Raw genomic sequence first — 19,528 nt, 5'->3', positions numbered from 1 at the left:
AGCGTCACCTTCGCTGTATCCCAACATGCCAAGGTCATTAGTACTCATTAGTCTGTGTTCAATACGTTGAGCATGCGCCTATTGATCATGACTATCACTGAAAAGGTCGTCGCCCACATCGCACCGTAAACGAGATAAAATTGCCACCAAGAGGTATTGATAGTAATCACGCCATATTGTGCCGCTCCTAGATAACTAAACGGCGCTGCGAACCAACACAGGGCGAAGCACTGCCAAAACGATAAGCCGTTAATAAAACGAAGAGATTGATTAACGGTTAATATTAAGCATAGCCAAAGAGCACATAACCACAGTGGTAACAAAGGCGTCGTGAAACTGATGATGTCCAATTGATTGGCTGTTATCTCTAATATGCAGGCGATGAACACAGTTGCGCTTAAGTAAACATCAACACGGCGAACTTGCGACATCCACAACATAATCGCGGCAAACACCAGCATGAGCGGTAACGCATCATTTTTGAAAAAAAAAGCAGCCCACCAGCTGCTTTGAAATAAAATGAAGTTAATAGTTAAGCGCAATGTCGGTGTCATTACTCTTAAACCCCTGTTTGCGCGCCACAAGGTGGACAGTGCTTATCGCTCGTTGGCGAAATGCACCTTCACAGTACCCTAAATAATAGTGCCATAACCGATAGAAGGCTTTGTTAAACTTTTGCCCCTGTAACTGTGGCCACGCCATATCAAATCGCTCACGCCAGTCAGACAAGGTTCGCGCATAGTGCAGACCTATGTCATGCAGTTCGTGCATGACCAACTCAGTGCCTTGACGTAGATGACGACTCATTTCATCAATACTCACTAGGCAGCCACCGGGAAAGATGTATTGTTGTATAAAGTCGGTTTGCTTTACATAGGTGTTGTAGCGCTGGTCGTTGATGGTGATAGCCTGCAACAACATAGCACCGTCTTCTTTGAGAAGACTATTACATTTGTCAAAGAATCCATTAAGGTACTCGTGACCGACCGCTTCAATCATTTCAATAGATACCAATTTGTCGAATTTACCCTCGAGCAATCGATAATCTTTTTTCAATAATGTGATTTTATCTTCGAGTCCGAGCGCACTTATCTTATTAGCAACGTAGTCATGCTGCTCGTCTGAAATTGTAGTCGTAGTAACATGCACCTTGTAATGACTGGCAGCGTAGATAGCAAAAGCCCCCCAGCCGGTGCCTATTTCAATGACGCTATCACCGTCTTTAAGTTGAGCCCTTTCACAGATCAACTTAAGTTTGTGCTGTTGAGCTTGCTCTAAAGTAGCGCTTTGGTTCGGATAGACTGCACAAGAATAAAGCATTTCATCGCTTAGGAAAGACTCATAAAGCTCATTACCTAAGTCATAGTGGGCAACTATATTGCGCTTTGAGCCACTGCTACTGTTTTTATTGCGCAAGTGCTTGAGACGATAAATAAGACCACTGATCAACGCAAAGCGGCCTTCAAACGCGTCTAGCTGAGCTTGGTTTAGCACGAAGATTTCTATCAAACGCGTGAGATTGTCGCATTCCCAATGCCCTTCAATGTACGACTCTGCTGCTCCGATGCTGCCTGAAAACGCAAATGCGTTGTACATCTTGGCATCCACCACAGTAACAACAGCTTTGAGCTGCGCAGATTTATTGCCAAAGTAGGTAACTGGCTCATGCTTCTCATGCACTTCAATGCAACCATGCTCTATAGTGTTTAAGGCACCAAAAACGAGCTTTTTGGCCAACTTAGTTCGCCAATTAAGATTGGGGCTGACTTTAACCTCAGTAACTCTTTCCATCATTTATTCCCAGGGTGAGCGTAAAAAGGCACACGTTTTAAAAATAATTTCACTGCTTGCCAGTAGATCCCTTTAACGATGCTTAAACTCATCGCTGGAAAGCGCTTAAGCAATTGACTCACTGCCTGCTTGTCCAACAATTGACGTTGCAAACGCATGGTCGCATCGAAAAGAAGTTCATCCTGACGCTTGTTCTCTATATGGATAAACAAAGACCGAGAAAGCACTTTGACGACCCAGTGATAATGCATATCCAAATTCATAAAAGGAGATACGTGAAAACACTTCTTAAAGTTCACTTTAGTATGCAAATCAACTAAATAATAGTGGCGTTCGTTCCAAGGTGTGTTGCTCACCTCTGCCATCATATGGGTAAAGGTATTGGCACCTGTGGGTTTAAAAAAGTAAAAATTGGCAGGTGAGAAATACACGCCCAAGCAGCGCAATTGTGCCAATAAATAAACAGATCCTACCTCGATAGTTGCATCGAGCGTATGCAGTTGCTTTATAGCGCGTTCCTTCACATCACCTTGTTGCAAAGGCACATAATCACTTTGCTTGAAGCGTAATAACTTCCCTCTACCAGTACCAAGTAAAGGATGAACACCATCTAACTGCTCTGGATGTGCCAAGTCTATCCACATCATGTACAGTGGATAATTAAACTGATGAGAAGTAACCTCAAAGCGTCGATGGCGGACATCGCCAAGCATGATAGCGCTTTGCCAAGCGCTGTTTAGCTCAGTTTCAATCTTGATTGGCGCCTCGGCACTACTCAAAGTTGACTCCTAGTAGCTTGGCCACATCAACGGCACTGCGCACACCGTCTTCATGGAATCCGTTGTACCAATATGCACCGCAAAAATAGCTATTGTTGTGGCCATTGATTTCACTACGGCGTTGCTGCGCCGCCAGACTTTCGCTGTTAAATACAGGGTGATGATAGGTAAAGCGGCGTAATACCTTCGTTTCGTCGATAGCATCGTCACAATTAAGCGTTACGCATAATGGTTTGCTTGACTCAATGCCTTGCAAAATGTTCATTTGATACGTCACTACCGCGGCACGCTCTGTGTTGTTGTCTAAGCGATAGTTCCAACTCGCCCATGCCGCTTTCCTCTTCGGTAATAACGTCGCATCCGTGTGCAACACCACCGAGTTAGGCGTATAAGGAATAGCGCCTAGCACCTGCTTTTCTTGCTCTGTTGGGGCAGCTAATAAAGCAAGAGCTTGGTCTGAATGACAGGCAAACACTACATCATCAAACTCTTGTTGATCACCATTTTTAAAATGGATCTGCACTTTGCCATTGCTTCTGTGCACACTGGCAATGTCAGCGCCCAATTCAATATTGTCTTTGAACTGTTCGGTAAGTGGCGCAATGTATTCTCGCGATCCACCAGGAATGACATACCACTGTGGACGATTAGTAATATCCAACAAACCATGGTTGTAGAAAAAGCGGATAAAAAATTCGATACCAAACTCGTTCATCTTTTTAATCGACGTCGACCAAATCGCAGCGCCCATTGGTAAAATATAGTGGTTCCGAAAAAAGTCGTTAAAACCGTGTTGGTCGAGAAATTGCCCGAGCGTTAACCCTTTTTCGTAACTGTCATCGTGATAAATGTCTTTACAGATGCGGTTAAAACGCACAATTTGCCACAGTAAATGCCAAAATCTAGGACGGAAAATATTACGCTTTTGCGCAAACAATGTTGAAAACGTATGGCCATTGTATTCAAACCCTGTATCAAGATTATGAACGCTGAAACTCATCTGTGTGGGCTTTCTGTTAATACCAATGCCAGCGAGGAGTTTTTCAAAATTTGGGTATGTTCTGTCATTGAAAACAATAAAACCCGTATCAACAGCAAGCTGCTTACCACCGACTTCAACATCAACGGTGGCGGTGTGTCCGCCGATATAATCATTTTTTTCAAACACTGTGACTTTGTGCTTTTTTGCAAGTAAGTGCGCACTGGTCAATCCAGCAATACCACTACCAATAATTGCGATTTTTTTCACCGCACCATTCCTTTTGCTAATTTTGACCAAATAAACCACGGTAATGCCCGCAGTAACTTCAAAAAGACTGTGAATCTCTTTGGAAAATGAATTTCTTTGTGACGCCTTTGTAACCCTTTATACATATACTGCGCTGCTTCTTCTGCGCTGATGGCCATAGGCATAGGAAAATCGTTTTTATCCGTTAGTGGGGTTTTAACAAACCCCGGGTGAACAATGCTGACATCAATATCAGCTAGGTCGATTTCTAAACATTTGGCTAAATACGTTGCGCCCGCTTTGGATGCGCCATACGCCTCACTGCGCGTTAGCGGCAGATAGGTGACACTCGAAGAAACAATAACAAGTTGGCCGCCCGATTTTATTTTCGGCAACATGGCCTCTAAGCAATAGCCCAGACTTATCAAGTTCACTCTAATGACGCGCTCAAACAACGCGCTGTCGAAATGCTTAGCGTCGTTTATGTATTCACAGCTGCCGGCGTTAAGCACAACGATATCCAACTCTGGAAGCGATTCAACTTGCTGCTTTATATCTGCCAAATCAGTAATATCAAAACGCACCGCAGTGATGTTGTCATGATTGGCAAGTTCATCGAGTTTGGTTTGTGAACGGCCACAAGCAAATACGCTTGCTTTATCTGCATATTTCAATGCCAAGGCTTCACCAATGCCAGATGTTGCACCCGTGATCAGCACATTCATGATGAACCTGCGCGTTTGTCTATCATTTTTATCAACTTACTGATGACAGGAAGACGCCTATACAACAACTCCCCCACGTCAAAGTAATCGCGATGAAAAATCACCTTCTGCTCGTCAAAGCGCAGCAAGCTGTGGCCTTTGACTTCGACTTCACGGCCGCCATTTATTCGTGGATGGCGATACGTCATGGTCCAATAAATGAATGCGGTATCGTCTAGCTCATAATAGTCACTGATATTGAACGAACAGCTGCTGACATTGGCATATAGATTGGCGAAATACGTGTACAGACTGTCAAGGCCACGTACTTCATGGAGCGGATCAGTAAAATGAACCTCTTTATGGTAGATGTCGTCAAGCAAAGACAAACTGTTTTTATCCAGTCTTTGGTACATTGCTACGAATTGTTCAACGCGTTCACTCATCGTCCACCTTAAACCTTGCTAACGCTCGCTGGCGTGCTGCTTTATGGTCCACTATCGCCGGCCAATACGCTTTCGACGCAGTCGCTGCCAAGTATTGGTGCGGAAAGTGGATATATTTAGTTGGAATATTTTCTAGCTCTGGTAGAAACTTACGAATGAATTCACCTTCTGGATCAAAGCGTTCGCTTTGTGTGATTGGGTTAAATATTCTGAAATAAGGCTGCGCGTCACACCCTGTACTGGCGGCCCACTGCCAACCACCATTATTCGATGCTAAATCGCCATCGATTAGATGACGCATAAAAAACTGCTCACCGCGGCGCCAATCGATTAGCAAGTGTTTGGTTAGAAAGCTGGCGACGACCATGCGCAATCGATTGTGCATCCAGCCCGTTTGCGTAAGCTGGTGCATCGCCGCATCAACCAGCGGATAACCGGTGCGCCCTTCGCACCATGCTTCAAAATTGTCATCGTCTTGCTGCCATTGCAACGAATCATATTTTGCATTGAAGTTTTTGTGCTTACACAGCTCAGGAAAGGCGCAAATGAGATGCCGATAAAACTCACGCCAAATCAACTCATTCACCCAGCTAAACACATTACTTTTTGCGCTTTGTAATACATGGGGATAGTGATTCTGAACGTTAACCAATAGCTGCTTGACGCTAACAATACCCAGCGCCAAATATGGACTGAGGCCAGACGTTCCTTTAATCGCAGGGAAATCCCTGTTGTCATGATAGGATGCAAACTTATCATCAATAAAACGCGAGACAATCGTGCTCAGCGCATCATCATCTACCGGCCATTTGTGCGAACTGCCATCGCCTTGGAGAATGGCTGGCGCTTGCCACATAACTTGTTCTTCGTGGTCAGATAAAGGCCATTGCGGCAGCACAAAGTGCTGATTCTCATACTGACTTAACCAAGCACGCTTGAATGGCGTAAATACCTTAAACATTTCTGAGCTTTTGGTGGTCACAGAACCAGGCTTGGCAATCACATCGCCGTCATACAGGACTAAATCAATACCACTTTGCGCACATGCTTGGTCGCGCTCTCGCTCGTTGATCTCATACTCGCGGTTTGCAAACACTTGGGAGAAATTGTGTTGCTGACAAAACAGCATAAGTGCTTGAGGAACATCACTAAAAAGTGGCGCTTCGAGGATGTGTAAAGTTATGCCATATTGACCTAAAACCTGCCCTAAGTAGTCAACACGACGCAACAACAAGTCCTGTTGGATAGGTGCCATGTCATGCTTGTTCCATTGCGCGAAAGACACAAAAAACAATGCATCTTTGGCACCGCTATTTATAGCATCTATCAATGCTTCGTTACTAAAAAGGCGCAAATCGCGCCTAAACCAAAAAACTGGGTTCATTAAATACCGTATCTTAATTTCAAATCGTTGGGGTGCGGATTGAAGTACACTTGCTGCGCCAAATAGGGATTTGGATTAACATTGAGATGATGCTTTAACAAGGTCAAAGGTACGTACAAAGGCACCAAGCCTTGACGATAATCTTCAATGGCGGCGCGCAACTCTTGCTTTTCGTCACTGTTCAATTGTTGTTTGAAGTAACCCTGTAAGTGCATAAGTGTGTTTGTGTGGGCTTTACGCGACGCAGGCTTCTTAAGTGCCTTCATCAGACCAGCGATGTATAGCTGGGCAATGTCATCAAGGTTATGCCCTTCATTGGAGCCTAGTAAACGCCCTAAATCCCGGTATGCTTGGTAGTTATGACTCATCAGCAAGTATTTATGCATCGCATGGAAGCGCGTCAATCTGTGCGGTGTGAGCGGCGCTTCACAAAGCTTGCGCCAGCTGTGATAAACATAGACCCGCATAACGAAATTTTCTCGCAGGTGCATGTCATTTAAGCGGCCGTTTTCTTCGCAGGGCAGTAATGGATTATGTTCCATAATTTGCTGGGCAAAGAAGCCAACTCCCTCAGATGTGTTACCCGTGCCCGCTTCATTGTAGATTTTAATACGCTCCATGCCACAGCTTGGGCTTTTAGCACAAAAGATAAAACCATCCAGCTTGTCGCCAAAGTTCTGGGCAATGCGTTGGCCATACTCGATAAGCTTGTCACCGACCTCGCCGCTGCCGTCCGGCCGGCATACAGTGATGACATCACCTTTGCGCACTTGGCGAATCGTTGGTCGAGGAATTGGCAGACCAATCGCCACTTCTGGACAGAAAGGCACGTAGTCAACGTGCCTTGCTAGCTCATCCATGCAAAAATTCGAGCGCTTGTGGCCAGAATCAAACCTTACTTTTTCACCACTTAAGCACGCACTAATCCCAATTTTAACGTCATTACTCATTAGTAGATAAGCTCACCTATTGGATTCAATAATTTACTCAGGCCTTTGTTAAAGTGCAGTGCACTATTAACCACCGCCAAACACAAACACCCGTTTTCAGTCACCGGTGTGTGGTCATGTTGGTGATCGAGCCAAATAAAATCACCAGGAACGTACTCGCCGTGTTCGTCGTTGAAAGTCCCGTCCAATAACAAGGTTAGTTCAAACCCGGTATGCGTGTGCTCTGGAATGCTGCCGCCAGGCGCGATGTACAATAAACTCGTGCGAATACTGCCTTCATCTAAATCTAAGCGTGACCGTGCAAGCTTACCCGCTTGCACGAAACGCGACATGGCTATGTGGCTCAAAGAACGCGGCAAGGTCACACTGCGCTCACCAAACGTCAATTCTTTGCGGCTCTCTATTGAGAACTCGTCGATGTCTGCATCGGCAACAATGTCGCTCATCATTGCACTGAAGGCATCGTCAAAAGTGGACGCCTCATCCGAGCGAGGCTCTTCAAACACTACATCAGCTTGTTTCGCCTCGATGTCCGCAACCTGTTTAGCACATTGTGGGCACATCTCGTGGTGAGCTGACACTGCTACGCTCAGCGATGCAGGCAAAGTGCCTTGCACAAATTGCGTTAGTAGTTCTGAATTAGGGTGATACTTAATCATGTTCAGCTCCCATGTGATTTCTTAATTTTGAGAGCGCGAGTCGCAACCGTGATTTAACAGTTCCAACTGGTACGCCTAACTGCTTTGCTAATTGCTCTTGGGACATCTCTTGCAGATACACCCCTTTAACAACTTCCTGTTGTGCTGGTGGCAACATATCTAAATACTGTTTCAAGAGGTTGGACTCCAAGTGATCCGCAAACACCACTTCATCCTCTTCGGAATTCACCATTGGCCAAATATCTTCGCTCAAAGTATCTTCGCGGTTAGAGCGGATCTTACGTAGCGCATCGAATGACGCATTACGCATCACAGTATACACCCACGTCGTTGCTGCCCCTTTGCTGGGGTGGTACAAATGGGCCTTTCGCCACACTGACGTCATCGTGTCTTGCACCAACTCCATTGCCGACGCTTCGTTGTTGAACTGTTTGATACCGAATCGTTTAATTTTAGGTGCAAAGTATTCAAACAGCTGAGCAAAAGCCGCTTTATCACGCTCAGACGCTACTTTGACCAAGGCGTCTGACAGATGCTCTGTCGCAGTCATACTTTGTCCTTCACTTTCATTGTCGCCGCTCGTTTGACAAGCAAACCTCGGACGCGGCTCTTTGTTCGCTGTTAAAGCTGATTGCAAAGCCATTTGCTACCTCACCAATGATATGTTGCTCATGTATACGAAAGGGCCTGCGTGTAGAATCACTTATTTTTGTGTTTCTAAAACACATTTAAATTAGGGTAAAGCTCGAGTAAATAAACGCTTTATTGATTGAGTCTCAAGCACCAGTACTCAATTCAAAAACACGGTTTATTGGTTGTACAAAGGCTGAGTACTTTGAAAATTAGTATGGAATAAAGTGGGCAGATATTCAAAGGCGAAAGAGATGATTTTATTAATAGAATCAATAACAAAAGGAGGTAACCACTCATAGAATTCAATCGTTGCAATTGAATTGGCGGCTTTTAGCTCGGTTATGGGGTACTACTTAATCCACCAACCGAGATAACGACATAGGCTAAAGCCTAAGTAAGTGCCTAACAAACTTGCTACTGGCAGTAACAATAGGCCAAGTAAAGCGATATTAAGCGGCATTATCATCGCCCTTAGTTTCTTTTACATCATTACTTTGTGAAGTGTTCGCCTGGCGCTGTTGATCTGCAGAGCGTTCAAACAACTCTTTGGTTGCTTTTTCAAGCGATGCTTTTTGCGTATTCACTAGGGTCGCCAGTGCCTCGTTTGCAGCTTCTTTCACAGCACGTTCAATTTCATCGGTTAAAGAATTTGCGCTTGCGCTCATACTCATTGTCAATGTTGCTGCTACGATTGTTGCTTTAGTAAAAGTGTTCATGATGGTCTTCCTATTAATGGTTCATTAAGTTAGTCGCAATATCTTTTACAAAGGTTGTGCCATCACGAAAATATTTTTTAAACTGTTGTTTTTATTAATATAAAATATTTTCACTTAGAAGAATTGATGTCCGCGATTAAATCAGTAACACTAACAAGTAGTCTATTTAACACTCAATTTCGCATTTTTGACCAACTCAAATTTCAGTGTACAAGTGTACGCTGAATCGTTATAGTGTGGCCTGACCACTGTACTTGGGAATGTATTTCGATATGAACAAGGGTGCTTATTCACCAATCGAAGAGAAAATTAATTGGCTTAGTCATGGTATTGGCGCGTTGCTGTCAGTCTTTGCTTTGATAGCGATGGTGATTCAAAGTCAAAACAACACATCAACGATTGCTGCATTGATTTATGGCATTAGTTTGTTATTGATGTTTACCAGTTCCACTTGCTACCACGCCACTGCAAAAGAACAGGCGCGTGCGTTACTAAAAAAGCTTGATCACAGTGCCATTTATCTTTTAATCGCAGGTACCTACACACCATTTTTACTGGTTGCATTGGGCGGCTACTGGGCGGTCGCAGGAATGTTGTGTATATGGGGCTTAGCTGCATTTGGAGTGATCTTTAAACTTTGCGCTAAAGTACCAAGGCCAAGGGTCTCATTGGCTACCTACTTAGTGATGGGGTGGATTGCATTGGCATTTGTTTATCCACTCTATCTTGCCTTGCCAGGCGCGGCACTGTGGTTGCTCGTTTTAGGTGGGGTGCTGTTCAGTGTGGGGACTGTGTTTTACAGTGCCAAGCACAAACAATTTAGTCATGCTGTGTGGCATTTTTTTGTGTTAGTTGCCTGTCTGTGTCACTTTTTAGCGATTTATCTCTATGTCATCTAATGGCTTATTCAGCCCATTGATTCATTATCAAGGTCTTCGTGTGTGTTCTCGTTGCTGTTCAGTCCGTTGAAGCACACACGCCCTTTCTATCTCGGTGATTACTACTTAATTAACACACCGAGATGACGAAAAACGCTAAAGCCAAGGTACGTGCCAAACAGACCTGCTACAGGCAATAACATCAATCCGAGTAGTGCTAGATTAGGCGTCATTGTCTTCACCCGTTGTGCTGTCTTGCTGTTGTTTTTTCTCAGTGCTTTGTGCTTTTACCGAACTTTCAAACAACGCTTTAGTTTGCTGCGTAATGGTCGCTTTTTGAGAACTCACTAAAGTAGAAAGGGCTTGGGTAGCCGCTTCTTTTACAGCACGTTCAATTTCGTCAGTGAGTGAATTTGCACTTGCGCTCATACTCACGGTCAACGTTGTGGCGATGATAGCTGCTTTAGTTAATGTGTTCATAATGGTGTTCCTGTTAATGTGTTATTAAGTTAGTCGCAATAGCTATTACAAAGGTTGTGCCATTATGAAAATAATTTTTATCTTATTGATATATATGTATTTATTTATTCATTCTCACATTTGTAACGTGTGTAGCCTAAATGTTAGTGACTAACTATTAGCGCTTTTAACATCAACATTGGTTAATTTGACCACTTTCTAAGATATCAACATGTCGTTCTTGCAAAGGCGGGTAGGAAATGAGCAAGGTTGAGTGAATTACTGGAGCGGCTCAAAGCCGCCACAGGTATTTTGCCATACTGACTTTACCGTTATTAACTTCAATACCTTCATTGCGCAGTGCTTCTTGTTGCCTGATAAAACCATCAGTGCCAAAAGGAAATGATATTTTTCCTTGTGAGTTAACAACTCTATGCCAAGGTATTCGATTGCCACTAGGCAGATTTTTCATCGTGTGGCCAACATATCTCGCGTAACCAGGAAGCCCTGCACGTTTCGCTACTTCGCCATAGCTACACACCTTGCCGTGGGGTATGGCACAGACCACTTGATAAATCATATCTTGTTTATTCATGAGCAATGGCCTGTAATCTTTGCCAGACACTTCTAGCGACCGGTCCATGATGGCGTGAATGACGACGAAACGCTCTTATTTGTGCTTGAAAAAGATATTCTCTGTCAGTCAGCTCTAACACATGTAACTGTCCAGCATCGATTTCCTGTTGGCACAAATCCAAACACATAAGCGCCCACCCAGTGCCATTAAGCAGCAATGATCGCAATACGAAAATATCGTCAACCTTCATCATCGCCACTTTGTTAAGGAATGACAGCGATTCATGCTCAAATCGTAGCCCCGTCTCGTACATGGAAATACACGGGTATTTCATTATTTCTTTGTAACTAAGTTGTGCTGTCGGCACGAGTATGGGAGAGGCAACCAACCCCACCTTAATGGTACCCAATGGAATACTTTCTAAGTCACCACTGGCATGAAAAATATCAAACCAAGGGCCTATGCCAAGATCTGACTGTCCTTTGTTGATTTGTTCCAAAGAGCTGAATCGTTTGCCGCTGTCGACTAAAAACTCGGTGTGCTCGTATTCGTGATAGCAATCTTTGAGAACGCGACTGACCTCTTCACTCACACACACTTGTTCGTAACTCAAACGGAACAAAGGTTCATTGCCATTTGCAAGTTCACTACTGAATTCGTTCAGCCCGTCAAGCTCTTGCAAAATATGCTGTGCCCGTCGGCAATAGGCTTGGCCTTGTGGCGTAAGGCTAAATCGATACCCCGCTCTATCAACAACAGCAAACCCTACTTCATCCTCGATTTTTTTTACGGTCATCGTCAATGCTGGTTGTGTTTTGTGTAACTGTTGCGCAGCTTCGCTTAATGATCGGCTGCGCGAGAGCACATCGAGAACCTGTAACCAAGCCAACTTCATAAACAAACCTTATCTTGTTTAAAGTTATTTATAATTTTTATTTGAGTTTATCCTAAAGTACCCTTTGCTACTACACTGACTATCGTCTTATGCCAAATATTGCAGGGAGTTACCACCAATGCGGCGTGCAATTTCGACTCTTTCCTTCCTAACCTTATGTTTGACCTTCTTGGGGTGCTCAGAACAGCAAGAACAACCAGTAGAAGCACCTCCAATTCGTCCAGTTAAATTATTAACTGTCGGCCAAAGTGATGAAAGCATCATGCGCAGTTTCCCCGCGGAAGTCGTAGCACACCAAGGTTCATACCTAGGATTTCGTGTTAACGGTGAACTACTTGAGTTCCCTGTATTAGCGGGTGCTGAGGTTAAAAAAGGGCAACTGCTTGCAAAACTAGACCCTGAAGATTTTCAACTTCAATATGATGAACGCAAAGCACGTTACGATCTAGCACAGTCCCAACTGCAACGTATTCAAGCTTTGTTCGACAAGAAAATTGCCAGTCAAGCAGAACTAGACCAAGCCGTTGCTAATGCGCGTGTCGCTGAATCCGCTTTCAACATTGCTAAGACAAACTTAGAGAATTCGGAATTACGTGCCCCCTTTGCTGGTACGGTCGCAAAAGTGTTTGTAAAAAACTTCGAAAATATTCAAGCAAAACAAAATATTTTACGGTTAGAAACGCGCGATTTAATGGATGTGGAAATCCAAGTCCCAGAAAAACTGGTCGCCCGTGTAGATAAAGAAACCCTTTATCAGCCAACGGTGGTTTTCGATGGTTTTCCTGACAAGTCGTACAAACTCACAATCAAAGAGTATGACACCCAAGCGGATCCCGCGACCCTGACCTATAAAGTGGTATTTTCATTGCCAGTGCCTAAAGACTTCAATCTACTCGCGGGCATGACTGGGCACGTATACATAGACATAAGTAAGATTACTAAAAACGTTAAGCCGTGGCATAAACTTCCCGCAGAGGCTGTGTTCTCAGATCCAGAGCTGGATACGCAAAACAATAGCTTTGTGTGGGTGTATGACACACAGTCAGGCATCGTTAGTAAACGCGCGGTTGAAGTGGGCCAATTGCACAAAGATGGCATTGAAGTTCGTGCAGGAGTAGAGTCAGGCGAGCAAATTGTAGCTGCTGGGGTGCATTACCTCAAAGAGGGCATGAAAGTAAGACCGTGGCAAAAAGAGCGAGGCTTGTAAATGAACTTAGTTTCACTCGCTATGGAGCGCAAGGTCATCAGCTGGATGTTTGCGCTTCTGTTGCTCATAGGCGGTACGGTTTCCTATTTTTCACTCGGACAGCTCGAAGACCCAGAATTCACTTTGAAAAAGGCGATGGTGATCACACTTTATCCTGGCGCTTCTCCGCGTCAGGTTGAAGAAGAAGTGACCTTTCCTATTGAAAATGCCATCCAAGAATTGCCTTATGTCGATTACGTCACGTCTATTTCATCCAACGGTAAAAGCCAAATTACGGTTGAAATGAAAAGTACGTATCGCAAAGAAGACTTAAAGCAAATTTGGGATGAGTTACGCCGTAAAATCAATGATTTATCAGCATCACTGCCACCGGGTGTATATCCAAGCAAAATCATGGATGACTTCGGTGATGTGTATGGTGTAACCCTCGCTGTCACAGGCGACGGCTACTCTTATGACGAGCTAAAAGACTATGTTGATTACCTCAAACGTGAACTTGTACTGGTTGATGGTGTAGGTAAAGTCAGTGTTTCTGGTGAACAGCAAAGCCAAGTTATTGTCGAAATCTCTACACATAAACTCGCACAGTTAGGGATCAGCCCGAACCATATATTTTCGCTGTTGCAGGCACAAAATACAGTTTCCAATGCAGGGCGAGTCATGGTTGATGGCGAGTCTATTCGTCTGCATCCAACCGGTGAGTTCGATAATGTCAGTGAGCTCGAGCATCTGTTGATCTCAAGCCCTGGCGCGAGCGAACTCATCTATCTTGGTGACGTTGCGAAAGTGTATCGCGAGTATGCGGAAGTGCCGAACCACATTGTGCGCTACAACGAAAAGCAAGCATTGTTACTGGGGTTATCGTTTGCCAGTAACGTCAACGTAGTGGATGTTGGCGCGCGTATTGATGCACACCTGCACGAGTTAGAATATCAGCGTCCACATGGCATGGAAATAGATGCCATTTACAACCAACCCAAAGAAGTTGAAAACTCTGTTTCCAGTTTCATATTGAGTTTGTTTGAAGCAGTGGCGATTGTTATCGTCGTGCTTTTGCTATTCATGGGCGTCAAAAGTGGCTTGCTCATTGGCGGCATTTTGCTGCTGACCGTGCTGGGTACCTTCATTTTTATGGCGCTGTTCGGCATTAACCTACAGCGTATCTCATTGGGTGCCTTGATCATTGCTCTTGGGATGTTGGTTGATAACGCCATCGTTATTACCGAAGGCATTTTGATCAACTTAAAGCGCGGACAAACAAAACTGCAAGCGGCTGTTAATATCGTTGGGCAAACAAAATGGCCCCTACTAGGTGCCACGGTGATTGCTATTACTGCGTTTGCGCCTATCGGTCTTAGTTCGGATGCCAGTGGTGAATTTGCTGGCAGCTTATTCTGGGTGTTATTCATTTCCTTGCTATTAAGCTGGGTAACGGCCATTACCCTCACGCCATTTTTTGCAGACTTATTGTTTAAAGAGCAATTAAAGTCTACTGCTGGCAATGAAGACGATGACCCTTACCAAGGTGCCTTGTTTAACGCCTATAAATTCATCTTAAGTCGCGCGATGCATTATGGGAAAACCACCATTGTGCTGATGATGATGTTGTTGGTGGCCGCAGTGATTGGCTTTGGGTCAGTTAAACAGTCATTCTTCCCTGCGTCGAATACACCGATGTTCTACATCGACTATTGGCATTACCAAGGTGCTGATATTCGCACTACCAGTGCTGGCGTCGAAGAGCTAGAAGCCTTTTTACTGGAGCAAGCATTAGTCGAGGAAGTGACGAGCACCATCGGCCAAGGTGCACCGCGCTTCATGCTCACCTATGCACCAGAAAAACAATACTCAGCGTTTGCACAATTAATTGTGCGAGTACGCGACCGTGATGCGGTGCTCACCATGATTGATGAAGTACGACAGTACGAGCGCGACCACATCACTGATGCCAAGCTGAAGATTAAACGCATGGAAATTGGCCCATCAACGGATGCTAAAATTGAAGCGCGTTTCACCGGCCCAGACCCTGTGGTACTTCGCCAACTAGGTGAGCAAGCCAAAGCCGTTCTTGAAGCGGATGGCGGCGCGTACCATATTCGCGACGATTGGCGCCAACGCTCGAAATTAATTCGCCCTATTCTCAACGAGCAAAAAGCACGTCGACTCGGCGTGAGTAAAAGCGATCTTGACCAATTGTTGCTTACTAGCGTCAGTGGAAAGAAAGTAGGGCTGTATCGGGACGGTACGCAACTGTTACCAATCATTGCTCGCAGCCCGGCTGAAGAACGCCTAAACGTAGAAAGCTTACGCGACTTACAAATATACAGCCCTGTGCTAGGGGTGTTTGTGCCGGTTACGCAAGTGGTGGATGACTTTGTTGTACGCTGGGAAGACCCACTCATTATGCGTCGCGACCGCAAACGCACACTAACCGTAATGGCCGACCACGATTTACTCGGGGACGAAACGCCAGCCAAGTTATTCGCGCGCATTCGTGCCAATATTGAAGCGATTGAACTACCGCATGGTTACGAACTGCAATGGGGCGGCGAATTTGAGTCCTCCAGCAAGGCACGTAGCGCCATTTTCGGCTCACTGCCACTTGGTTATTTGGCGATGTTTGCCATTACTGTTTTGCTGTTTAACTCAGTGCGTCAACCATTGGTTATTTGGGCCACTGTGCCGCTAGCAATCGTCGGTGTCAGTGCTGGCCTGTTAAGCATGAATGCATCATTCGGCTTTATGTCGTTGCTGGGGTTATTAAGTCTCTCTGGCATGCTTATAAAAAACGGCATTGTATTGGTGGATCAAATCAATTTAGAGCTCGATTCAGGTAAAGATCCTTATCAAGCTGTGTTTGATTCAGGTGTCTCGCGTGTTCGACCCGTCGCCATGGCGGCAATCACCACAATTCTTGGGATGATACCGTTACTGTTTGATGTGTTCTTCAAATCAATGGCAGTCACCATCATGTTTGGGCTGGGCTTTGCTACCGTACTGACCTTGATAGTTATTCCAGTGCTTTACTGCAAGTTCTTTGGCATTGAAAGCCACAAACGATAAACGCCAATAAGGGCTCACCTCAGTGAGCCCGCTTTATCCACTTAAGCACTCGCCGTTTTAGCTTTTTTATTTTTCGCTAATCGCTTTGCGCGCTTTATCGCCGACTTCTTCGATGCGTTTTTCTGCGCAATCTTAATTACTTTCGCTTCTTTTAGCGCCTTTGTAGCCCGCTTGAGTTGCTTTTTTGCCTTGTCAGCTATCTGTTCCGCTTCCAATGCTTTATCCACCGCGGCTTGTGCTTTTTCAGATGCTTCTTTCGCTATCGCCGCCGTGCGCTGGACTTCTTTTTTGCTTTTCGCAATTAGTTCTTCAAGTTTGGTCATTCTTTCTTCGTAAACTGAAACCTTTTTTGCCATAGTCGTTTCTCTCTCTTAACGTTGCGTCATTTTGCTTGGCTCGCCCACAATGAGTGGATCAACTTGGTTAACTACCTCAAGGTCTTTGCCCGGGTAATCTAAGCTGCTCAAGAAGTGGCGCATACAGTTAATTCGCCCGCGCTTTTTGTCGTCAGAACGGATTTGCGTCCATGGCGCATCTTTAGTGTGGGTATGAAAAACCATCGCATCTTTAGCTGCACTGTAGTCGTGCCATTTCGACAATGACGCCATATCCACTGGGCTCAATTTCCATTGTTTTAATGGGTCACTTTGACGCGACTTAAAACGCCTAAATTGCTCTTCGCGGCTGACCGAGAACCAATATTTAAACAATTTGATGCCACTGTTAACCAGCATGCGTTCTAACTGAGGTGTTTGGCGCATAAACTCCAAATACTCTTGGTCATCGCAAAAGCCCATCACTTTTTCCACACCCGCTCGGTTATACCAAGAGCGGTCGAACAGAATGATTTCACCTTTAGCTGGTAAATGGTTGATGTAACGCTGAAAGTACCATTGATCACGTTCACGAGCTGTGGGCTTTTCAAGGGCAATAACATGTGCACCACGCGGGTTAAGGTGTTCCATAAAACGTTTGATGGTGCCGCCCTTACCCGCCGCATCACGTCCTTCAAATATGATCACGATTTGCTGGTCGGTTTCCTTTGCCCAGCCCTGCATTTTTAACAGTTCAATTTGTAACTCATGTTTATGGCGCTCATATTCAACCACGTCCATTTTGCGCTTGTAGGGATAGTTGCCGTCTGCGTTCCACTTTAGTCCAGGGTTTTTGGCGTTTAAATCGAAAACAACACGTTTCTTGGCATTGTTAATAGCCTTTGAGGGGGAATGCGCGACATTGATTGTCTGCATAGAGACTCCTTGATAGATAACTCAGTTGAAAACGGTTAGGTTTTGTTCTCTTATTGGGTACTTTCAAGTTAACTATATGGGAATGAGCGAAAAGCGAATTGATCTACATCTAATATTGAACCCAAAATAGATACAATAAATATTTCAGCGTTCAAATGACGTGGTTATAACGGCTATCGAATCTCAATTTTCTGCGCGATGGCCTCTGCCAACCGCATATAGCCTTGGTCGTTGAGGTGGATTTGGTCTGACTTAAACTCATTGTCGGTGAGTAATTCACTGAGGGTGTCGGCCACAAGGGCAACTTGGTATTGCTCAGCCAGTTCTTGATATATTGGCGCGTCGCTAAGAAACAACGATTTTTGCGGCACTGCTACCAGGATGACATGCAATCCACGCTGCTGCGCAAGCGCTATCATGCTACCCAAATTAGCTTTAACGGCACTCATCGGTTGGTTGCGCAAAAAGTCATTGCCACCTTCTAGTAGCACGAGTGCATCGGCAGGATTGGCATCAAGTACCGCTTCTAAGCGAGCGAGTCCTCCCTGAGTTTGCTCTCCTGACACACCACTGGCGATTACTTCTAGGCCTGTTAATTGCGCTAAATGCTGAGGATAAGTGATATTTTTAGCACCTAATGACACCGTTAAACTGTCACCAAACGCGATAATAGTTGCATCGCGGCGCAGCGAAACTTCGCTCGAATCTGAACATGCAACTAACAATACAACATAGACTAACGCGAGCAGGCGTTTCATTTTTTTAAACTCAATGTACCACCAATGCGCTTTTGGTTGGTCTTTGCTGGTTTAGCTTTGTCACGAGCCTGGCCACCTTGCTTGTTGCTGGGTTTGCCAGACGGCTTGGTATACGACTTTTCATTTGACTTACCATATGGTTTCTTTGCTGGCTTGCCACCTGTTTTGTTGGCTGGTGCGCCGGCGCGTTTACCATCAGGTTTGTGCGATGCTCGCTCGTTTGTTCTCAAATTCTGACCAGGGCGCTGTTCATGCTTATCACCGCGCGATGAAAAATTGTCACTGTGCGTACGCTTCGCTGAGCGAAACTCAGCGTCTCGATCATTATGCTGATGCGGCTTTTTCGTGGCTTTATTGGTGTCTTGAGAATGCTCTTCAGTTTTGCCAGAATCTGCAATCAAATCATTGATAGTCGCCATCTCACTGTCACTCAAATGGCGCCATTGGCCATCCTTTAGGCCTTCAAGCGTCACGTTCATGATGCGCGTGCGCTTCAGCTTGGTCACTTCATAGCCCAAGTACTCACACATACGGCGAATTTGACGATTTAACCCTTGAGTCAGAATGATGCGAAATCAATCACTGCCAACTTGCTCCACCTTACATTTTTTGGTCACCGTGCCAAGAATAGGAATCCCCCCTGCCATACGTTCAACGAAACGCTGATTCAACGGCTTATCAACCTGAACTTCATATTCTTTTTCGTGATTGTTCCCTGAGCGCAGGATTTTATTGACGATATCGCCCTCATTAGTGAGGAAAATAAGCCCTTGAGAAGGCCTGTCTAATCGACCAATAGGAAAAATACGTTCCGGATAATTAATGGCACTGACAATGTTACTTTTGATTTTACTTTCGGTGGTGCACGTCACACCCACTGGTTTGTTGTAAGCAATATACACACGCTTAGGTTTAGCTTTAAGGGGTTTTCCGTCAATCAAGATAACATCTGCGTCGCTGACTTTATCACCCATCTGCGGTGCACCACCGTTTACTTTCACTCGACCTGTGCTGATTAATGTATCGGCCTCTCGGCGAGAACAAAAACCGGTTTCACTGATGTATTTATTAAGGCGTGTTGGCAGGCTCATTTTTTCTACAAATAAACGTTTAATTGTGCCTATTGTAATAGAGTCGGTGCAAAAAATCCG

Annotated in this window: 20 protein-coding genes and 1 pseudogene; 3 read left to right on the top strand and 18 right to left on the bottom strand. The window is 44.9% G+C overall.

Going from position 1 to position 19,528, the window contains the following annotated elements; genetic code table 11:
* Nucleotides 1–47: 47 nt before the first annotated feature.
* From ACH19P_RS17800 to ACH19P_RS17750, 11 genes are all read right to left on the bottom strand, one after another.
* On the bottom strand, nt 48–554 hold the full coding sequence (locus ACH19P_RS17800; protein ID WP_462159960.1) for a DUF2878 domain-containing protein: 507 nt from the start codon (nt 552–554) through the stop codon (nt 48–50).
* A complete protein-coding gene (locus ACH19P_RS17795) occupies nt 526–1,791 on the bottom strand; it encodes a class I SAM-dependent methyltransferase (RefSeq protein ID WP_462159959.1) in 1,266 nt (421 codons plus the stop codon). Before ACH19P_RS17795 ends, ACH19P_RS17800 begins: the two co-directional genes overlap by 29 nt.
* Complete coding sequence (locus ACH19P_RS17790; protein ID WP_462160196.1) at nt 1,791–2,504, bottom strand: DUF1365 domain-containing protein; 714 nt, start codon at nt 2,502–2,504, stop codon at nt 1,791–1,793. The genes ACH19P_RS17795 and ACH19P_RS17790 overlap by 1 nt, the downstream gene beginning before the upstream one ends.
* Before the next feature lie 58 nt (nt 2,505–2,562).
* On the bottom strand, nt 2,563–3,819 hold the full coding sequence (locus ACH19P_RS17785) for an NAD(P)/FAD-dependent oxidoreductase (protein WP_462159958.1): 1,257 nt from the start codon (nt 3,817–3,819) through the stop codon (nt 2,563–2,565).
* On the bottom strand, nt 3,816–4,523 hold the full coding sequence (locus ACH19P_RS17780) for an SDR family NAD(P)-dependent oxidoreductase (RefSeq protein ID WP_462159957.1): 708 nt from the start codon (nt 4,521–4,523) through the stop codon (nt 3,816–3,818). The genes ACH19P_RS17785 and ACH19P_RS17780 overlap by 4 nt, the downstream gene beginning before the upstream one ends.
* Entirely contained in the window at nt 4,520–4,948 is a 429-nt protein-coding gene (locus tag ACH19P_RS17775) for a nuclear transport factor 2 family protein (RefSeq protein ID WP_462159956.1), read from the bottom strand. Before ACH19P_RS17775 ends, ACH19P_RS17780 begins: the two co-directional genes overlap by 4 nt.
* On the bottom strand, nt 4,941–6,332 hold the full coding sequence (gene phrB, locus ACH19P_RS17770) for a deoxyribodipyrimidine photo-lyase (RefSeq protein WP_462159955.1): 1,392 nt from the start codon (nt 6,330–6,332) through the stop codon (nt 4,941–4,943). The genes ACH19P_RS17775 and phrB overlap by 8 nt, the downstream gene beginning before the upstream one ends.
* Nucleotides 6,332–7,282: a YbgA family protein gene (locus ACH19P_RS17765; protein WP_462159954.1), complete on the bottom strand. Its 951-nt coding sequence runs from the start codon at nt 7,280–7,282 to the stop codon at nt 6,332–6,334. Before ACH19P_RS17765 ends, phrB begins: the two co-directional genes overlap by 1 nt.
* Complete coding sequence (locus ACH19P_RS17760; protein ID WP_462159953.1) at nt 7,282–7,941, bottom strand: ChrR family anti-sigma-E factor; 660 nt, start codon at nt 7,939–7,941, stop codon at nt 7,282–7,284. Before ACH19P_RS17760 ends, ACH19P_RS17765 begins: the two co-directional genes overlap by 1 nt.
* Nucleotides 7,934–8,491, bottom strand: coding sequence for a sigma-70 family RNA polymerase sigma factor (locus ACH19P_RS17755; protein ID WP_462160195.1), 558 nt, complete (start codon nt 8,489–8,491; stop codon nt 7,934–7,936). Before ACH19P_RS17755 ends, ACH19P_RS17760 begins: the two co-directional genes overlap by 8 nt.
* 532 nt (nt 8,492–9,023) lie before the next feature.
* Nucleotides 9,024–9,290, bottom strand: a complete 267-nt coding sequence (locus ACH19P_RS17750; RefSeq protein ID WP_462159950.1) for a hypothetical protein — start codon at nt 9,288–9,290, stop codon at nt 9,024–9,026.
* A 272-nt stretch (nt 9,291–9,562) separates the two neighbouring features.
* Between ACH19P_RS17750 and trhA the strand changes: the two genes are divergently transcribed.
* Nucleotides 9,563–10,189, top strand: a complete 627-nt coding sequence (gene trhA, locus ACH19P_RS17745; protein WP_462159949.1) for a PAQR family membrane homeostasis protein TrhA — start codon at nt 9,563–9,565, stop codon at nt 10,187–10,189.
* A 201-nt stretch (nt 10,190–10,390) separates the two neighbouring features.
* Here trhA and ACH19P_RS17740 read toward each other — a convergent pair whose 3' ends face one another.
* The 3 genes from ACH19P_RS17740 to ACH19P_RS17730 all read right to left on the bottom strand — a co-directional run bounded on the left by ACH19P_RS17740 (nt 10,391) and on the right by ACH19P_RS17730 (nt 12,099).
* The gene (locus ACH19P_RS17740; RefSeq protein ID WP_462159947.1) at nt 10,391–10,648 is read right to left on the bottom strand and encodes a hypothetical protein; all 258 of its coding nucleotides are present in this window, start codon (nt 10,646–10,648) and stop codon (nt 10,391–10,393) included.
* Nucleotides 10,649–10,919: 271 nt separating this feature from the next.
* Nucleotides 10,920–11,222 carry an MGMT family protein gene (locus ACH19P_RS17735; RefSeq protein ID WP_462159946.1) on the bottom strand — a complete coding sequence of 101 codons (303 nt, stop codon included), beginning with the start codon at nt 11,220–11,222 and terminating at the stop codon, nt 10,920–10,922.
* Nucleotides 11,215–12,099 carry a LysR family transcriptional regulator gene (locus ACH19P_RS17730; RefSeq protein WP_462159944.1) on the bottom strand — a complete coding sequence of 295 codons (885 nt, stop codon included), beginning with the start codon at nt 12,097–12,099 and terminating at the stop codon, nt 11,215–11,217. The genes ACH19P_RS17735 and ACH19P_RS17730 overlap by 8 nt, the downstream gene beginning before the upstream one ends.
* Nucleotides 12,100–12,217: 118 nt before the next feature.
* Between ACH19P_RS17730 and ACH19P_RS17725 the strand changes: the two genes are divergently transcribed.
* Complete coding sequence (locus ACH19P_RS17725) at nt 12,218–13,306, top strand: efflux RND transporter periplasmic adaptor subunit (RefSeq protein ID WP_462159943.1); 1,089 nt, start codon at nt 12,218–12,220, stop codon at nt 13,304–13,306.
* Nucleotides 13,307–16,369 (top strand): efflux RND transporter permease subunit, encoded by a 3,063-nt coding sequence (locus ACH19P_RS17720; RefSeq protein ID WP_462159942.1) that lies wholly within the window; start codon nt 13,307–13,309, stop codon nt 16,367–16,369.
* Nucleotides 16,370–16,410: 41 nt separating this feature from the next.
* Here ACH19P_RS17720 and ACH19P_RS17715 read toward each other — a convergent pair whose 3' ends face one another.
* From ACH19P_RS17715 to rluF, 4 genes and pseudogenes are all read right to left on the bottom strand, one after another.
* Nucleotides 16,411–16,725, bottom strand: a complete 315-nt coding sequence (locus ACH19P_RS17715; RefSeq protein WP_462159941.1) for a hypothetical protein — start codon at nt 16,723–16,725, stop codon at nt 16,411–16,413.
* Between the two features lie 15 nt (nt 16,726–16,740).
* Nucleotides 16,741–17,619, bottom strand: a complete 879-nt coding sequence (gene ppk2, locus ACH19P_RS17710; RefSeq protein WP_462159940.1) for a polyphosphate kinase 2 — start codon at nt 17,617–17,619, stop codon at nt 16,741–16,743.
* A 173-nt stretch (nt 17,620–17,792) separates the two neighbouring features.
* Nucleotides 17,793–18,377 (bottom strand): GDSL-type esterase/lipase family protein, encoded by a 585-nt coding sequence (locus ACH19P_RS17705; protein ID WP_462159939.1) that lies wholly within the window; start codon nt 18,375–18,377, stop codon nt 17,793–17,795.
* Between the two features lie 350 nt (nt 18,378–18,727).
* A pseudogene (rluF, locus tag ACH19P_RS17700) lies at nt 18,728–19,468 on the bottom strand (23S rRNA pseudouridine(2604) synthase RluF); the annotation flags it as partial.
* Nucleotides 19,469–19,528 lie beyond the last annotated feature (60 nt).

The sequence above is a fragment of the Pseudoalteromonas sp. GB56 genome, assembly GCF_054923835.1.
Note: the sequence above shows the minus strand (reverse complement) of the source record. Positions and strands in the feature narration are given on the sequence as shown.

Coding starts and splice junctions, on each gene's coding strand:
- ACH19P_RS17765 (WP_462159954.1), bottom strand. CDS start 7,282: ATGAGTAATGACGTTAAAATTGGGATTAGTGCGTGCTTAAGTGGTGAA.
- ACH19P_RS17760 (WP_462159953.1), bottom strand. CDS start 7,941: ATGATTAAGTATCACCCTAATTCAGAACTACTAACGCAATTTGTGCAA.
- ACH19P_RS17795 (WP_462159959.1), bottom strand. CDS start 1,791: ATGGAAAGAGTTACTGAGGTTAAAGTCAGCCCCAATCTTAATTGGCGA.
- trhA (WP_462159949.1), top strand. CDS start 9,563: ATGAACAAGGGTGCTTATTCACCAATCGAAGAGAAAATTAATTGGCTT.
- ACH19P_RS17705 (WP_462159939.1), bottom strand. CDS start 18,377: ATGAAACGCCTGCTCGCGTTAGTCTATGTTGTATTGTTAGTTGCATGT.
- ppk2 (WP_462159940.1), bottom strand. CDS start 17,619: ATGCAGACAATCAATGTCGCGCATTCCCCCTCAAAGGCTATTAACAAT.
- phrB (WP_462159955.1), bottom strand. CDS start 6,332: ATGAACCCAGTTTTTTGGTTTAGGCGCGATTTGCGCCTTTTTAGTAAC.
- ACH19P_RS17720 (WP_462159942.1), top strand. CDS start 13,307: ATGAACTTAGTTTCACTCGCTATGGAGCGCAAGGTCATCAGCTGGATG.
- ACH19P_RS17750 (WP_462159950.1), bottom strand. CDS start 9,290: ATGAACACTTTTACTAAAGCAACAATCGTAGCAGCAACATTGACAATG.
- ACH19P_RS17800 (WP_462159960.1), bottom strand. CDS start 554: ATGACACCGACATTGCGCTTAACTATTAACTTCATTTTATTTCAAAGC.
- ACH19P_RS17730 (WP_462159944.1), bottom strand. CDS start 12,099: ATGAAGTTGGCTTGGTTACAGGTTCTCGATGTGCTCTCGCGCAGCCGA.
- ACH19P_RS17755 (WP_462160195.1), bottom strand. CDS start 8,491: ATGACTGCGACAGAGCATCTGTCAGACGCCTTGGTCAAAGTAGCGTCT.
- ACH19P_RS17725 (WP_462159943.1), top strand. CDS start 12,218: ATGCGGCGTGCAATTTCGACTCTTTCCTTCCTAACCTTATGTTTGACC.
- ACH19P_RS17780 (WP_462159957.1), bottom strand. CDS start 4,523: ATGAATGTGCTGATCACGGGTGCAACATCTGGCATTGGTGAAGCCTTG.
- ACH19P_RS17740 (WP_462159947.1), bottom strand. CDS start 10,648: ATGAACACATTAACTAAAGCAGCTATCATCGCCACAACGTTGACCGTG.
- ACH19P_RS17775 (WP_462159956.1), bottom strand. CDS start 4,948: ATGAGTGAACGCGTTGAACAATTCGTAGCAATGTACCAAAGACTGGAT.
- ACH19P_RS17735 (WP_462159946.1), bottom strand. CDS start 11,222: ATGAATAAACAAGATATGATTTATCAAGTGGTCTGTGCCATACCCCAC.
- ACH19P_RS17790 (WP_462160196.1), bottom strand. CDS start 2,504: ATGCTTGGCGATGTCCGCCATCGACGCTTTGAGGTTACTTCTCATCAG.
- ACH19P_RS17715 (WP_462159941.1), bottom strand. CDS start 16,725: ATGGCAAAAAAGGTTTCAGTTTACGAAGAAAGAATGACCAAACTTGAA.